Consider the following 14,850-nt stretch of genomic DNA (forward strand, 5'->3'; position numbering starts at 1 on the left):
CACCTCGACCGCCGTTGCCGCCGTTGGTCCCGTCCGGTCCGGCTGCCGCAGGTCCGGTCGGGCCGGGGTTCGCGCCCGGATTTCCTTCGACCCCGTGTCCGCCGTTGCCGCCCCGTCCCCCGTTGCCCATCAGCAGGCCGCCGTCGCCGCCTTTTCCGCCGGCGCCGCCGTAGATCGCGTGGCCTCCGTTGCCGCCGTTGCCGAACAGGCCCGCGCGCCCGCCGTCGCGGGCGGCTTGGCCGGGTAGGCCTTCGCCCGCGTTGCCGCCGTTGCCGCTGATCCAGCCGCCGTTGCCGCCCGAACCGCCGAAGTATCCGTTGCCGCCGTTGCCGAACAGCAGGCCGCCGTGCTGTCCGTTCGGGTTCTCGGCACTGCCGTCGACGCCGTTGCAGATCAGTCCGCAGAACGACGTCCGGACGGCGGCCGCGGTGTTCTCACCGGCTCGCTGGGACGTCGATCTGCCTTGCGGCGCAACGCCGTTGAGCCACCACCACACCTCGTCGGCCGGAGCTTCCAGGGACGACTCGGTCGAGACCAGGTGCACCGCCGGCGGCGGCGTCATCGACGGCCACAGAGCCGCACCGCCGAGGACCGCGGCGCTGCCCGCCAACACTGCCAGATGATGCCGACACGATTTCGACATGGTGACCCCCCACCCGTGACGAGTGCCGAAATTGCATTCCGCGCGCGTTTTTCGCGATTTTCACCGCGTGGAATGCAATTTCGGCGCTGTGTTGCTCGACTGCTCCAGCGCAACGTAACAGAGCAGACAGCCCGTCGGGTCGGCATTGACCGCCGAGAGAGGAAGCTAGTCCCCCAGCAGCTTCTGCCGCAGCGCCTCGTCCTTCTGCAGCACCATCTGCTCCAGGGATGCCTGGAACGCCGACATCCGTTCCCGCAGAGCGACATCGGAGGCGCCGAGGATGCGCACCGCCAGCAGCCCGGCGTTGCGCGCGCCGCCGATCGACACGGTTGCCACCGGCACCCCGGCCGGCATCTGCACGATCGACAGCAGCGAGTCCATTCCGTCCAGTCGGGCCAGCGGCACCGGCACCCCGATCACCGGCAGCGGGGTCGCCGACGCGACCATGCCCGGCAGGTGCGCCGCACCGCCGGCCCCGGCGATGATCACCTCGAGGCCGCGGCCCGCGGCGTCGGCGGCATAGGAAAGCATGCGGGCCGGGGTGCGGTGCGCCGAGATCACCCCGACCTCGAACGGCACCTCGAACTCGGCCAGTGCGGTGGCGGCTTCGGACATCACCGGCCAGTCGCTGTCGCTGCCCATGATCAGGCCCACCCGTGGAGAACTCATGCGTGCGGATCCCATCCGTCGGTCCATTCTGCGTGCGACAACCAGTGTGCCGCCCGCTCGGCGCGCTCCCGCAGGGACTCCACCGACTCGGTCCCGCCGACGATGTTGACGTGGCCGATCTTGCGGCCGGGCCGCTCCTCCTTGCCGTACAGGTGCACTTTGGCGTCGGGCATCCGCGCGAACAGGTGGTGCACGCGCTCGTCCATCGACATCGTCGGCGTCTCGGGCGCACCGAGCACGTTGCCCATCACGGTCGGGGCCAGCGCGGCGGTGTCACCGAGCGGGTAGTCGAGCACCGCGCGCAGATGCTGCTCGAACTGCGAGGTGCGCGCGCCGTCCATGGTCCAGTGCCCGGAGTTGTGAGGGCGCATCGCCAGCTCGTTGACCATCAGGCCGCCGTCGGCGGTCTCGAACAGTTCGACGGCCAGCACCCCGACCACGCCGAGTGACGAGGCGATCGACAGCGCCATTTCCGACGCGGCCGTGCCCAGCTCCTCCGACAGTCCGGGGGCGGGCGCCAGCACGGTGACGCAGATGCCGTCGCGCTGAACGGTCTCGACCACCGGCCAGGCCGCGCCCTGCCCGAACGGTGACCGCGCGACCAGCGCGGCCAGCTCGCGGCGCATCTGCACGCGTTCCTCGATCATCACCGGCACGCCGTCGTCGAGGTACCGCGAGACGACGTCGCGAACCTCGGAAACAGTGGAGGCCATGATCACGCCGCGGCCGTCGTAGCCGCCGCGCACGGTCTTGATGACGACGGGCCTGCCGATCTCGGCGCAGAACGCCACCGCGTCATCAACGGTTGACACCGCGGAGAAGCGGGGCACCGGGGCCCCGAGCTCCGACAGCCGCCGTCGCATCAGCAGCTTGTCCTGTGCGTGCACCAGCGCCGACGGCGGCGGCAACACGTTGACGCCCTCGGCCACCAGCTGGTCCAGCAACTCGGTGGGCACGTGCTCGTGATCGAAGGTGAACGCGGTCGCGCCGGCGGCCACCCGCTGCAGCGCGTCCAGGTCGGTGTGGGATCCGAGGACGACGTCGGGGGTGACCTGGGCGGCGGATTCATCGCTGCGGACGGCCAGCACGCGCAGGGTCTGGCCGAGGGCGATTGCAGCCTGGGCGGTCATCCGGGCGAGCTGACCGCCGCCGATCATTGCTACGACGGGCGGCGAAGCGTGGTTTCGTGACACGGCCTATATGTTGTCATGGCCGACGCCACAGCATTGACCTGCGGTTACGTCGCGATGCGGCATCTCGGCAGCGGCTTACGTAAACTCATTCTTTGTGTCCTTTGCCGATGCGACAATCCGCCGCCTGCCGCGGCCGATCCGTCCTTACGCCGAACGGCACCACGAGCTGATCAAGTTTGCCATCGTCGGTGCGACCACGTTCGTGATCGACTCTGCCATTTTCTTCACGCTCAAGCTGACGATTCTGGAGCCCAAGCCGGTGACGGCGAAGATCATCGCCGGCATCGTCGCGGTGATCGCGTCCTACATCCTGAACCGGGAGTGGAGCTTCCGCGACCGGGGCGGCCGTGAACGGCATCACGAGGCGCTGCTGTTCTTCGGCGTCAGCGGCGTGGGCGTGTTGTTGAGCATGGCGCCGCTGTGGGTCTCCAGCTATGTGTTCATGCTGCGTGCGCCGATGGTCTCGCTGATGACCGAGAACATCGCCGACTTCGTCTCGGCCTACATCATCGGCAACCTGTTGCAGATGGCGTTCCGGTTCTGGGCGTTCCGCCGCTTCGTGTTCCCTGACGAGTTCGCCCGCAACCCGGAGAAGGCGCTGGAGTCGACGCTGACCGGCGGCGGGATCGCCGAGGCGCTGGAAGACGAGTACGAGCTGCGCCACCCCGAAGACTCTGACAACGTCACTCCGATGCGGCCCAGCCGCCGGCGCTGGATGCAGCGTCAGGACGATTCCGACGATTCCAAGGTGTCGCGGACCTCGTAGCCGGGATGCGGCGACGGTCCAGACATAGCGTTTCTTCGTGCCGGGTCGACACCGCAGTGCCCAACCACACCTGTGGGCCGTGGTCGCGGGCGGAGCGGTTGGGGCGCTGATCCGGTACGCCGCCGCGCAGGCATGGCCGCAGCCCCCGCAGATGCTGATCTCCACGACGGTCACGGTCGGGCTGGCATTCGCGGTCGCCGGTTTTCTGATGACCATGGCCGCAATGTCGGTGCTGCCCGGTTTCGTGCTGGGGGTGTGCGCCGGGGCGGCCAGCCTGAGCGCCTGGGCGGTGCTGACGGTCAGTCAACCGCCGTTGTTGTCGATCGCGTTCCTGATGCTGACGCCGGCCGCGGCGATCGGCGGCCTCGCGTTGGGTCTGCTCACGGCACGGGCGGTGGCGCGGTGACGTGGCTGCTGGTGGCTTTGGGCGGCGCCGCGGGCACCGCGCTGGGTCTGGTGTTCGCCCGCAAGCCGCTGGCCGGGACCGCGGTGGTGTGTGCGTTGCTGGGGGCGTTCGGTGCGCAGCCGCGTCCGGAGGCGTTGACCGCGCTGGTCGGGTTCGGGCTGCTGGGCACCGCGGCGAGCATGGTCGCGGTGAGCATGGCGCGGCCGATGTGGCTGGGCGGCGACGCGGTCCTGCCCTCGATGTGGCGGGTCACCCGGCGGTTGGCGGTGCACTGCGCGGTCGGGGCGACGTTCGCGCTGGCCGGTTATCTGGCGCTGCGGGCGGGCACCACGCTGTACGTGAAATTGCGCTAGCAGCTGATCAGCTCGGCTTTCGCCCATCCGCCGTACTGGTAGAGGTAGGTGTACTGCCACTGCGCCACCGAGAACGTGTAGTCGCGCGGGACGTCGCGCATGATCACCTCGCGCGGCGACGCCGCGAGGCACTGGTCGAAGATGCGGCGGGCGCGCGGCAGGTGGTAGCGCCAGCTGATCACGATGATCTTCTGCCAGCCGTGCAGTTCGGCGAGTTCGCGGGTCATCATCGCCTCGCCGCGGGTGGTCGACGGCAGCGGGGCCCGGCAGAGCACCTCGATGTCGGTGCGCGGCCGGCAGGCCTTCTTCATCACCTTGTCGTTGGAGCGGTACGGGTTCGACAGCAGCACCGTCGGGGCGTAGCCCTGCTCGGCGAGTTCGAGCCCGTAGTTCTCGCGGCCGTCGTGTTCGCCGCCGAGGACGACGATGGCGTCGGCGCGGGCCAGCGGGTCCACTTTGGCGTGCGCGAACAGGAACGTGCCACTGGCGCCGTTGAAGGCCAGCACCGCCACCAGCGCTGCCACCCACACCGGGATCAGGAGGTGGCCGCGCCGGATCATCCACTCCCCCGACCCGCGAACACCTCGTCCAGGCTAGGTGAGCCCGCGGGCGGGCGCAGATTCAGCTCGGCGATTCCTCGGTGCCGAGGGTGTCGAACACCTCGTGATAGAGCAGGGAGTGGACGTGCTCGACGCGCGGGATGTCCTGGAATTCCAGCGGGTCCTGCGCGGCGGATTCGATGATCAGCGTGCCGGTGCGCAGGATGCGGTCGACGAGCCCGTGCCGGAACTCGACGCTGTTGATCCGGGCCAGCGGGATGTCGATGCCCGACCGGGTGATCAGGCCGTGGCGGTACATCACGCGGCGGTCGGTGATGACGAAATGGGTGGTCCACCAGTTCAGGAACGGCCAGATGGTCAGCCAGCCGACGAGGATGAGCCAGATCGCGGCGATGACGCCGAACACGATGTTCTTGGCGGTCTGCTCCCAGTTCAGCGTGTTGACGTAGCCGGCCAGGAACGCCGCGGCCGCCGACGCGAGAATCAGGATCAGCGCCGGGATGATCAGCCGCCCCCAGTGCGGGTGGCGGTGCAGCACGACGTGTTCGTCTTTGGCCAGCACGTTCTCCGGGTAACCCACGGCAGCACTGTACTGGGGTTCGGCAAAGTCGGCTGCACGTTCGCGAGGCGTCGCCGCGTTCGGCCGACCACAGCGTAAATTCTTCTCCGTGGATTGCAGGTGCGGTCATGAGCGTGCCGCTCACGAGCACTTCCGGGCTGGATCGGACTGCGGGATATGTGACTGCCCGCGTTTCCGGCCGGCGATCGGCCGCTGGCTGGCGGCGCTGTTCGGGCGCTGAGCCGCTACTTCTGCAGCAACCCTCGCTCGTGGTAGCCGAGGTCGGTGTTGACCAGCCAGGGGTCGACGTTCTCGCCGAAGCACCGGGCGACGCTGCGCAACGCGCTGAGCATGGCGTGGTCCTGGTTGTCGTAGTGGTGCATTCCGTTGCGGCCCATGGGATACAGCGACGGATGCTGCTGCCGTAGGTAGTCCCGGATCCGGATGACGCTGCGGTCGCGGGCCGGGTCGTAGATCGGGTAGGCGTACTGGGACCGCACGATCATCACGCGTTCAATGTCGGCGCCGTCGAGGCCCAGTGCCCGCAGATCCCGGTTGACCAGGTCGGTGAGGTGTTCGTCGGTGGCGTGCCACAGTTCGCCGTCGGGGGCGATGAAGTACTCGAAGCCCAGGAAGGTGCCGTCGAAGCCGGCCGGGGTCAGCTCGTCTGACCATCGGCGGTAGTTCTGGATGCGGCCGGCGTGAAAGTTCTTGCCGGGCGTGTACACCCAGTTGAACGGGATGTCGTGGGCGCGGTTCAGCGCGACGGCGACGGTGATCAGCGAGCGGTGCCGCAGCGCGTCGGCGAATGCGCGAATGTGCTTGGGCGGGGCGGGTTCCAGTGCGTCGACCAGCAGGCGTAGCGGCATGCTGGAGAACACGGCGTCGCCGGTGACGCTGGCGCCGTCGGCGAGCTGGACGGTCCAGGTGTCGCCGGTGCGGCGCAGTCCGGTCACCGGGGTGTTCAGTGCGGCGACGGCGCCGTGGTCGGCCAACGCGGTCGCGGCGGCTTCCCAGAGCTGGCCGGGTCCGCGGCGCGGGTAGCGGAACACGTCCTGCGCGGCGGTGTCCGCGTCGTGGCGACGCTGCCAGCCGATCGGTTTGATGCGCTGGTTGGCCCAGTCGCTGGTCAGCTCTTCGGGTTCGGTCAGCCAGGTCTTGCGGACGTAGCCGTCGAAGAACGTCTCGTACCAGTGCCGCCCGAACTCCCCCACGCCCCACTGCCGGAAGTTCTCCGACGGCGGTTCGACGAGCCGGAGGCCGCGGCGGGTCCGCGCCCACATCAGGCTGCTCAGACCGCGCATGCCGCGCCGAACGCCCATCTGGGTCAACAGGTCTCGGCCCAGGAGTGGGTAGCGGACGTAGTGTCCGCCGACCAGCATGGCCGAGCGCCGGCCGACGGCGTGCCATTCGTCGTGGGCCAGCAGCGATTTCCACATGTCGAGGACTTCTTCGCTCCGGGTGAAGAACCGGTGCCCGCCGGGGTCGATGCGCCAGTCGCCGTCGGTGGGGGTGCGCGCCAGGCCGCCGACGTGGGCGGAAGCCTCATAAAGCCGGGGCGTCACTCCCCTGTTCACCAATTCCAGTGCGGCGGTGAGGCCGGCGGGCCCGGCGCCGATGACCAGCGGTCTGCGGGTCGTCACCGGGGGCTACTTTCCCCGCCGCTGCGGGAAGGTGCGGTACTGCTCGACGAGGTCGTCGATGTGTGCCGCGGTGAGCTCGTTGAGCGGGGTGTCGAGGAACATCAGCTGGGCATACTGGCTCTGCAGCGGCGGGAATCCGCTCAGCAGCGGTTCAGCGGTGGTGCGCAGGACGAGGTCGATGTCGCTGATCTCGAACGCCGCGGTGATGTCGCAGCCGTCGCGCAGGGCCCGCTGATGGGCCGCGCGCAGTTCGTCGGCGGCGTCGTAGGCCAGCAGCACGTTGATCCGGAAGCAGTCGCCGGCCATCGCGGTCTGAGCCGCGCGCGCCGCCGCGGCGAGATCCTCAGGCAGCAGACTCAGGTCGCCGTGGATGCGCACGCCGCAGTCGGCCGGGTCGAAATGCTCGGGGATCAATGTGGAGAAGAAGTGTGCGGACGCGGCGTAGACCGCGTCGAGTTCGTGGCCGGGACGGGCCAGGTTGGCGCGGCTGAGGTTGTACACGGTGACGGTCTGCACGTCGTTGCGTTGCAGGGCGAGCAGGATCTCGACGACCTTGTGCGCGCCGCGCCGGTACGCGTCGGTCAGCGTGGCGTCGTTGGCCTGGGCCCAACGGCGTAGGCCGTCGGGTATCAGGCCCACATGAGCCGGCTTCATCGCGCGTACAACCCCCAACTGCCGATCGTTCCCTCAGCAAAGGTAACGCAGCTAACGGAATTCTGCGTATGGAACATGGAAACCCATGACACTGCATCATTTCGACCCATGGACAGCGAACGATGCGCGGTCACCCGGCTACGCCGGATGCCATTGCCGCCAGCGGGAGGGTTCAGTCCTCGCCCGGCCGCAGCACCGCCAGCACAGTCAGGATCAGGATCTTGAAGTCGAGGATCAGCGACCAGTTCTCAATGTAGTAGTTGTCGAACTCCGCGCGGTCGGCGATGGAGGTCTGACCGCGCAGCCCGTGCACCTGCGCCCAGCCGGTCATGCCGGCCTTGACGCGGTGGCGTTGACCGTAACGCCGGATCTGCATCTCGAACAGGTCGACGAACTCGGGCCGTTCGGGCCGGGGCCCGACCAGGCTCATATCGCCGCGCAGCACGTTGATCAGCTGGGGCAGCTCATCCAGTGACGTCTTGCGCATGAGCTTGCCGATGCGGGTGCGCCGGTCCTCCCCCTCGACGCCGCCGGGAGCGGCGCCGTCCTGGAGCGCGAAGCCGGCGTCGGCCGGGTCGGCGGGACGCATGCTGCGGAACTTCAGGCATTTGAACACGTTGCCGTCGCGGCCGATGCGTTCCTGCCCGAAGAACACCGGCCCGGGTGAGCTCAGCCGGACCGCGAGCGTAAGCGCGAGGAACAGCGGCGAGATGAGCAGCAGGCCCAGAGCAGCGACGCTGCGGTCGAACGCGTGCTTGACGGCGAACTGCCAGCCCCGCGGGTCCACCCGGTAGAGCACCATCAGCGGGACGCCGCCGAGGTGCTCGACGCGCGCGTTCACCCCGACCGCGTCCATCAGGCGGGGCACCACCCGCACCCGCATCCCGAGGTTCTGGGCGCGCTGGGCCAGCAGGGCCAGCTGTTCGTCGGGCAGCGCACACGGGGCGATGATCAGGTCTTCGGACTTGGTTGTGCGGACGGCGCTTTCCAGGTTGTCGGTGGTGCCCAGGTAGGGCACATCGAGCAGGTCGGTGTCGGAGGGGCGGGTGTCGTCGATGACACCGACGGGGCGCAATCCGTAGTCGGGTGTCTCCCGCATGCGGGTGATGAGCTGCTGGGCGACGGGACCGTTGCCGACGACCAGCGCGGTCGAGCCGAATCTGAATTTGCGGCGCAGGTAGCGCTGGGCCAGGGAGCGCAGCAGTCGGACGCCGGGGATCAGCACCGCGGCGCAGATCCACAGCTTCACGCCGACCTCGCTGGGGCGTACGTACTGGCCGGGCGCGACGTCTTCGGCGAGCTTGGGCACCACGGCGATCAGCACGGCCAGGGTGGCCAGCGCCGAGACCGCGACCGAGGTCTCGACGGGTTCGAAGTCGTCGATGAAGCGGTGGCTGAGTTTGCGTTTGTACATCGACCGGGTGGTCAGCGCGATGATCAGGATCGGGACGAAAACCCAGGTCCAGAGCGCAACTCCGCGTTCGGCGACCGGCCCGTTGGTCCACCACAGGGCCAGCGCGACCGCCCAGATGGCCGCCCAGATGTCCAGGACGACGGTGAGGGTGCGGTAGCCGGATTCGTTGCGCAGGCTGTCGAGAACCTTCGGTGCGGCGGGGACGTCGACGACGGTCGGCACCGCCGCCGCGGTCAGGCGCGGCATCGTCGGCCGACGACTCGGCGCATGAGTCGCCGTGTGAAAGTTCGCCTGCATCCCTCAGCTTCCCCGAAGAGTCTGGGCTCACTGTATGTGTGCCAGAGTGCTGGCGCAGGGAAATGGGAACGTGGCGTCCGGGTTTGCTCCGACATTCCCGGCCGCTGGTGGCGGCTGGGGTCGGGCTCAGGCGGTGTCGGCGGCGAAGACAAGCTCGGCGGCCAGCGCGGTGAGGTCGCCGAGGATCTGCCGGTGGCCGGCGCCCCAGCGGCGGGGCTGGGTGTCGAAAACGCACAGTGCGCCAATGGCATTGCCGTCGGGATCGACCAGCGGGTTACCGAGATAGGCGCCGACAGAGCCGTCGCGGACGGCTGGGTGGCCGCGGAACACCGGATGGTTGCGTGCGTCCTCGACGGCCAGCGGTGCGCCGGTGGCCACCACGCACTTCGAGAACGAGCGGTCCAGCGCCGTCAGCCTTCTCTGAGCGAGGTCGTCGCGCGGCCCGGTGAAGCTCTTGAAGTACTGCCGGTCGGCGTCGACCACGGCCAGTGCGGCGAACGGTGCACCGAGGGCGTGGGCGGCGGCGGAGGTGATCCGGTCGTAGACCGGATCGGCCGGCGAGTCGAGCAGGCCCGTGGCGTGCACGGCGCGCAGCCGGCGCGGATCGGTGAGCACCGCGGCGGCCCGGTCGATCGCGGTGACGGTGCCGGGCAGGTGCCCGGTGACCTCGGCGGCGACGGGGTTCTCACGGCGGGTGAGGTCGCGGACCATCTGGGACGCGACGGCGCGGGCGACGTACGCATCGACGTCCTGGCCGGCCTCGCGCGCGCACTCGTCGAGCCGGCGGTTGAGCCAGTCGTCGAAGCGTGGGAGCGGAGCGGTCATCCTCTAGCGGTAACCGCATTTCGCTCGATCTACACGTGCGGTAGGAAAATGCCAGGTAACGCGCGGTGCGTGAGAGCTGTTGGCGTGTGCCGCAACTCGCTGCGTCAGTACGCGCCCGAGTGGCTGAGCATCGCCTTGACCGTCTTGACGGCGATCAGCAGGTCGGGGATGGGCCGCCTGCGGCCTGCCCTCGAGTCCTGCCGGGCGGTCATCCGCGCAGGGTGCCGACGTGGTCGCGGTACCACGCGACCGTGCGGTCGATGCCCTCCTCTAGGCCTATTCTCGCGACCCAACCGGCCTCGGCGAGTTTGGAAACATCGAGCAACTTCTGCGGTGTGCCATCGGGTTTGGTGGTGTCCCACTCGGTCCCTCCGGTGAAGCCGACGGCTGACGCGATCGTCTCGGCGATCTCGCGGATGGTGACGTCGGACCCGCTCCCTACATTGACCTGCTCCGGGCCGTCGTAATGCTCGAGCAGATGGAAGCATGCATCCGCCATGTCGTCCGCGTGCAGAAACTCACGCCGCGGTGTGCCGGTCCCCCAATTTGTCACTGACGGAGCCCCGGCCGCTGCTGCCTCGTCGTAGCGACGGATAAGTGCGGGTAGAACGTGGGAACCGGTGGGCGAGAAGTTGTCGTTAGGTCCGTAGAGATTCGTCGGCATTGCTGAGATCCATGGCAGGCCGTACTGGCGGCGGACGGCCTGCACATGCAGGATTCCTGAGATCTTCGCGATGGCGTATGCGTCGTTGGTCGGCTCAAGGTGTCCGGTAAGTAGCGACTCTTCCCTGATTGGCTGCTCGGCGAACTTTGGGTAGATGCACGAGGAGCCCAGGAACAGCAGGCGCTCCACTCCCACCTCGCGAGCCGCGTCTAGGACGTTGACCTGGATACGGAGGTTATCGCTGAGAAAATCGACGGGATAAGTGCTATTGGCAAGAATCCCACCGACTTTCGCCGCGGCAAGAACCACGTACTTCGGCTCGATCTCACGCATGTAGGCAAATACGGCGTCCCGGTCTTTTAGGTCCAGCTCGGCCGAGGTTCGACCGACGACGTTCTCAAATCCGGCTGCCTGCAGCCTGCGGACAATCGCGGAGCCGACCATGCCCCGGTGGCCGGCGACGTAAAAGGTTGCGCTGCGGTCGAGTTCACCCGGCGAGTAATTGACCTCCTCGGTCATGCCGTCACCGGCGCGACGGCGGTGGGAGTGCGCCAGGAGTCGAGTTGCACCCGGTCGATCCAGGGCCGACCGGCGTGCTCGAGTGCCTCGACGTCGGCATCGACCATCAGGCGCGCCAGTTCGCGGCCGTCGACAGTTGGTTCCCAGCCGAGCTTGGTCCGGGCACGGGCGTTGTCCCCGATCAACGCGTCGACTTCCGTGGGCCGGAGATAGCGTTCGTCGAATCGGACGTGGTCCTCCCAGTTCAGACCCGCTCGGTCGAAGGCGATCTGGAGGAACTCACGCACGGTGATGCCCACGCCGGTAGCCAGAACGTAGTCGTCAGGTTCATCGACCTGGAGCATCCGCCACATGCCCTCGACGTACTCAGGGGCGTAACCCCAGTCCCGGATCGCATCGAGGTTGCCCATGTAGACGTAGTCCTGCACGCCGGCCTTGATGGCGGCCACGGCCCGGGTGATCTTGCGGGTCACGAATGTCTCACCGCGGCGGGGTGATTCGTGGTTGAAGAGGATCCCATTGACCGCGAATATGCCGTATCCCTCGCGGTAGTTCTTGGTGATCCAGTAGCTGTACAGCTTGGCTGCCGCGTAGGGCGAGCGGGGATAGAACGGGGTGTCCTCGTTCTGGGGAGGGGGTGTCGCTCCGTACAGTTCGGACGACGACGCCTGATAGAACCTGGTCTTGATCCCCGAGAGGCGCACGGCTTCCAGCATTCGGATCGTGCCGGTGCCGGTGGTGTCGGCAGTGTGTTCAGGTTCGTCAAAAGACACGCGCACATGCGACTGTGCAGCGAGGTTGTATACCTCGTCAGGGTCGATGCCGGCCAGCAGGGTCACAAGCCGGGCCCCGTCGCTGAGGTCGCCGTAGTGAAGAAAGAGCTTGGCTCCGGGCAGGTGCGGGTCGACGTAAAGGTGGTCAATACGTGACGTATTAAAGGTCGAGGCGCGCCGGATCAGTCCGTGAACCTCGTAGCCCTTACTGAGGAGCAATTCGGCCAGATAAGAGCCGTCCTGGCCGGTGATACCAGTGATCAACGCCCGCTTGGTCATACGATTCTTTCCCCCAGCAGTGTGCGGAGCCGCAGCCTCGCTGCGGGCAGTGGAACTATCAGCCTACCGACCGCTTCGAATTTCGTTGGCCCTGTGGCGGACCGCCGAACGCGACGTATTTCAGTACGCGCCCGAGGGGCTAAGCATGACCTTGATTGTCTTGATCGCGATTAGAAGGTCCGAGACCATAGACCAGTTCTCGACGTAGAAGAGGTCGAGCCGGACCGAGTCTTCCCAGGACAGGTCGGAGCGTCCGCTGACCTGCCACAGGCCGGTGATGCCGGGACGGACGAGGAGGCGCTTCATCGCGTGCTCGTCGTAGGCCTGAACCTCACGGGCCAGCGGCGGGCGCGGGCCCACCACGCTCATGTCACGCTTCAACACGTTGATGAACTGCGGCAGCTCGTCGATGCTGTACTTGCGCAAAATACGCCCGACCCGCGTGATGCGCGGATCCTCGCGGATCTTGAACAGCACCCCGCCTTCGCTCTCGTTGAGGGCGGCGAGCTTGTCGACCATCTTGTCCGCGCCGTCGACCATGGTGCGGAACTTGATCATCTCGAAGGGCTTGCCGTCGAGGCCGATGCGCTCCTGGCGGTAGAACACCGGTCCGCGGCTGGTCAGCTTCACCGCGATCGCAACAGAGAGCAGGACCGGCAGACCCACGAGTAGGACGGTGCTGGAGAACACGAGGTCGAAGAAGCGCTTCTGAAAGCGCTTGGCGCCGTTGTACTGCGGCTTCTCGACGTGGATCAGCGGCAGGCCGGCGACTGGGCGCATCTGCAGGCGCGGGCCGGCGATGTCGACGACGCCGGGTGAGACAAGGAGGTCGATGTCGAGCTTCTCGAGTTCCCACGACAGGTCGCGGATGCCGCGACCGTCGAGGCGCTCAGTCGCGGTGACCGCGACGGCGTGGCTGCCGGTGATGCGGACAGCGTCGACGACATCGGATTCGTCGCCGTACGAGGGCACTGCCCCGACACCGGGCACGTCCACCTTGGTGCGGTGCATGGGTCCCGGGATGCAAGCGCCGACCACTTGATACTCGGAACCGGGCTCGCGGGCAAGCGATTTGGTGAGGTCGCGGACGGCGGACGTGCTACCTACCACCAATACGCGGGTGATGCAGCTTCCATGCTTAAGGCGTGCGCGTACGACTATCCGCCGCGCGATCCAGCGCCCCAAAGCTAGAAAAAGCAACCCGGCAGGGAGCGCAACCACAAGATAGCCACGGGCGATCTCGAGCTTAAACAGCATGGAGACGATTGCGACACCGCCAAAAACCGACAGTGTTGCCAGCCAGACGCGACGGTACTCCTCCGCGCCGGATCCGATCACCCGCGGTGAGCGAGAGCGGTTGATAGAAAGAGCGACCATCCAAAGAACGGCGACGAAGCCGGACACCATCGTGTAGTCGATATATCGGTAAGTGGAGACCTCTCCAGAGAGTCCGCCGAAGCGAACCCACTGAGCCAGGCCAACAGCCGCCGCCACCCCGATCAAGTCAATCGCCACGAGACGGAGCGCATACCCTTGTTGCCAGGTAGGTATTTTGCCGGGAATCGGCACGATGTTTGCTGAAGTCCCGACCTGATCACTTACCGCCGTCATGCATCCCCCCGCACAGTTCTTCCCCACCTGGCACTTTAGCGCGACCACCTTGATTAACTCAAGGCGAACAGCTTCTTAACTCGGGAGTGTACCGTCCCCTGTCGGAACGGTCCTGATGAACGGGCATCTACGCACGGCCCTCCATCTAAGACACAAAAGCCCACAAGACGCGTTGATTAACCACGCGACACTTACTCAGACCGACGGTTGCTATCACGTTTGCCTTCGAGCAGGTGGAGAGAAGCACACCCCACTCAACAACTAGGCACCGCGAGTGGACCTCGCGAGAAACTCAATGACGGGCTGAATAGCCGCGGCAATCTGAGCCCCCGCCTCCACGAATACATCAGGACCTCTCCCGATCGGGTCAGGAACATCAAGAACTCGGTTGGGCGACGCCCGCGAGCGAAATGCCGCCAGATCAGCGATACCGCAAAGCTCTGGGATAGACGCAAGCAACGCGGCCTCGTTAAGCGTGAAGGTTCGATGAAGCGAGCGCGGTGCGAGCTCAAGGACCGATGATCGGTGCTCGCGAGTCATGGTGAGAACCAAATCAGCCTCGGCGACGAGTCTCCTGGTCAACTGGCGTGCGGCGAAATCGGAGGCATCGCCCCCAAGCTGCTCAAGGACATTTGCCGCTTCGACGTGCATCCGACTCCCGATCACCGCCCTCGTACCTGCGCTAGACGCGCGCAGACCTATTACACCTAGGCGATCGGCACGGGCCAATGCAAGCCGCTCAGCAGTCGGCGAGCGGCAAATATTGCCAGTACAGACGAATAATACGTGCAGAACCACTCCTTCACTAGCCGGGGCGGCAACGCTAAAAAGGGTAACTGACGAGCCTGGGCGCGCTCGCTGGGCGCGACTCAACAGCATCGTCCAACATGGTCGCGACGAAACCCCCTAACCCTCTCTAGCTGCAATCAGGACGCGTTGGTTCTGGCCCACCCGCTCGTGCCACTTCACACGACCACGGCAAAAGCTCTGGCGACTTGCGCTAAGCGCCAAGCTAGGTTGCA

The 14,850-nt window shown here is 66.9% G+C and carries 15 protein-coding genes and 1 pseudogene; 3 read left to right on the top strand and 13 right to left on the bottom strand.

Annotated elements, in window-relative coordinates; genetic code table 11:
* The 3 genes and pseudogenes from MVA01S_RS31265 to MVA01S_RS08185 form a co-directional block, all read right to left on the bottom strand.
* A pseudogene (locus MVA01S_RS31265) lies at positions 1-613 on the bottom strand (hypothetical protein); the annotation flags it as partial.
* 195 nt (positions 614-808) lie between these two features.
* Positions 809-1,312, bottom strand: coding sequence for a 5-(carboxyamino)imidazole ribonucleotide mutase (gene purE / locus MVA01S_RS08180; RefSeq protein ID WP_040540449.1), 504 nt, complete (start codon positions 1,310-1,312; stop codon positions 809-811).
* On the bottom strand, positions 1,309-2,469 hold the full coding sequence (locus tag MVA01S_RS08185) for a 5-(carboxyamino)imidazole ribonucleotide synthase (protein ID WP_003929408.1): 1,161 nt from the start codon (positions 2,467-2,469) through the stop codon (positions 1,309-1,311). The genes purE and MVA01S_RS08185 overlap by 4 nt, the downstream gene beginning before the upstream one ends.
* 130 nt (positions 2,470-2,599) lie before the next feature.
* Between MVA01S_RS08185 and MVA01S_RS08190 the strand changes: the two genes are divergently transcribed.
* Genes MVA01S_RS08190 through MVA01S_RS08200 form a run of 3 tightly spaced genes read left to right on the top strand, consistent with a single transcriptional unit; the run spans position 2,600 to position 4,030 of the window.
* On the top strand, positions 2,600-3,271 hold the full coding sequence (locus MVA01S_RS08190; RefSeq protein WP_003929407.1) for a GtrA family protein: 672 nt from the start codon (positions 2,600-2,602) through the stop codon (positions 3,269-3,271).
* A gap of 37 nt (positions 3,272-3,308) precedes the next feature.
* Complete coding sequence (locus MVA01S_RS08195) at positions 3,309-3,677, top strand: chromosome condensation protein CrcB (RefSeq protein ID WP_051015224.1); 369 nt, start codon at positions 3,309-3,311, stop codon at positions 3,675-3,677.
* Positions 3,674-4,030 carry a hypothetical protein gene (locus MVA01S_RS08200; RefSeq protein ID WP_003929405.1) on the top strand — a complete coding sequence of 119 codons (357 nt, stop codon included), beginning with the start codon at positions 3,674-3,676 and terminating at the stop codon, positions 4,028-4,030. Before MVA01S_RS08195 ends, MVA01S_RS08200 begins: the two co-directional genes overlap by 4 nt.
* Here MVA01S_RS08200 and MVA01S_RS08205 read toward each other — a convergent pair.
* From MVA01S_RS08205 to MVA01S_RS08250, 10 genes are all read right to left on the bottom strand, one after another.
* The gene (locus MVA01S_RS08205; RefSeq protein WP_003929404.1) at positions 4,027-4,590 is read right to left on the bottom strand and encodes a YdcF family protein; all 564 of its coding nucleotides are present in this window, start codon (positions 4,588-4,590) and stop codon (positions 4,027-4,029) included. The two genes, MVA01S_RS08200 and MVA01S_RS08205, sit on opposite strands and share 4 nt — an antisense overlap.
* A 61-nt stretch (positions 4,591-4,651) precedes the next feature.
* Complete coding sequence (locus MVA01S_RS08210; RefSeq protein ID WP_003929403.1) at positions 4,652-5,170, bottom strand: PH domain-containing protein; 519 nt, start codon at positions 5,168-5,170, stop codon at positions 4,652-4,654.
* 224 nt (positions 5,171-5,394) lie between these two features.
* Positions 5,395-6,792 carry an NAD(P)/FAD-dependent oxidoreductase gene (locus MVA01S_RS08215; protein WP_003929402.1) on the bottom strand — a complete coding sequence of 466 codons (1,398 nt, stop codon included), beginning with the start codon at positions 6,790-6,792 and terminating at the stop codon, positions 5,395-5,397.
* 6 nt (positions 6,793-6,798) lie between these two features.
* Entirely contained in the window at positions 6,799-7,431 is a 633-nt protein-coding gene (locus tag MVA01S_RS08220; protein WP_003929401.1) for an undecaprenyl diphosphate synthase family protein, read from the bottom strand.
* Positions 7,432-7,618: 187 nt separating this feature from the next.
* Positions 7,619-9,106 carry a sugar transferase gene (locus tag MVA01S_RS08225; protein WP_003929400.1) on the bottom strand — a complete coding sequence of 496 codons (1,488 nt, stop codon included), beginning with the start codon at positions 9,104-9,106 and terminating at the stop codon, positions 7,619-7,621.
* Between the two features lie 177 nt (positions 9,107-9,283).
* Positions 9,284-9,982 carry a GAF domain-containing protein gene (locus tag MVA01S_RS08230; protein WP_003929399.1) on the bottom strand — a complete coding sequence of 233 codons (699 nt, stop codon included), beginning with the start codon at positions 9,980-9,982 and terminating at the stop codon, positions 9,284-9,286.
* A 208-nt stretch (positions 9,983-10,190) separates the two neighbouring features.
* Complete coding sequence (locus MVA01S_RS08235; RefSeq protein WP_003929398.1) at positions 10,191-11,165, bottom strand: GDP-L-fucose synthase family protein; 975 nt, start codon at positions 11,163-11,165, stop codon at positions 10,191-10,193.
* Entirely contained in the window at positions 11,162-12,217 is a 1,056-nt protein-coding gene (gene gmd, locus MVA01S_RS08240; protein WP_003929397.1) for a GDP-mannose 4,6-dehydratase, read from the bottom strand. The genes MVA01S_RS08235 and gmd overlap by 4 nt, the downstream gene beginning before the upstream one ends.
* 120 nt (positions 12,218-12,337) lie before the next feature.
* On the bottom strand, positions 12,338-13,828 hold the full coding sequence (locus tag MVA01S_RS08245; RefSeq protein WP_060941572.1) for a sugar transferase: 1,491 nt from the start codon (positions 13,826-13,828) through the stop codon (positions 12,338-12,340).
* A gap of 261 nt (positions 13,829-14,089) precedes the next feature.
* Positions 14,090-14,707, bottom strand: a complete 618-nt coding sequence (locus MVA01S_RS08250; protein WP_081528982.1) for an arsenate reductase/protein-tyrosine-phosphatase family protein — start codon at positions 14,705-14,707, stop codon at positions 14,090-14,092.
* Positions 14,708-14,850 lie beyond the last annotated feature (143 nt).

This window comes from Mycolicibacterium vaccae NBRC 14118 = CIP 105934 (genome assembly GCF_001552715.1).
GTDB lineage: Bacteria > Actinomycetota > Actinomycetes > Mycobacteriales > Mycobacteriaceae > Mycobacterium > Mycobacterium vaccae.

Bases quoted from the DNA above. Each gene is read 5' to 3' on its own strand.
- purE (WP_040540449.1), bottom strand. From the start codon at position 1,312: ATGAGTTCTCCACGGGTGGGCCTGATCATGGGCAGCGACAGCGACTGG.
- MVA01S_RS08185 (WP_003929408.1), bottom strand. From the start codon at position 2,469: ATGATCGGCGGCGGTCAGCTCGCCCGGATGACCGCCCAGGCTGCAATC.
- MVA01S_RS08205 (WP_003929404.1), bottom strand. From the start codon at position 4,590: ATGATCCGGCGCGGCCACCTCCTGATCCCGGTGTGGGTGGCAGCGCTG.
- MVA01S_RS08225 (WP_003929400.1), bottom strand. From the start codon at position 9,106: ATGCCGCGCCTGACCGCGGCGGCGGTGCCGACCGTCGTCGACGTCCCC.
- MVA01S_RS08230 (WP_003929399.1), bottom strand. From the start codon at position 9,982: ATGACCGCTCCGCTCCCACGCTTCGACGACTGGCTCAACCGCCGGCTC.
- MVA01S_RS08235 (WP_003929398.1), bottom strand. From the start codon at position 11,165: ATGACCGAGGAGGTCAATTACTCGCCGGGTGAACTCGACCGCAGCGCA.
- gmd (WP_003929397.1), bottom strand. From the start codon at position 12,217: ATGACCAAGCGGGCGTTGATCACTGGTATCACCGGCCAGGACGGCTCT.
- MVA01S_RS08245 (WP_060941572.1), bottom strand. From the start codon at position 13,828: ATGACGGCGGTAAGTGATCAGGTCGGGACTTCAGCAAACATCGTGCCG.
- MVA01S_RS08250 (WP_081528982.1), bottom strand. From the start codon at position 14,707: ATGCTGTTGAGTCGCGCCCAGCGAGCGCGCCCAGGCTCGTCAGTTACC.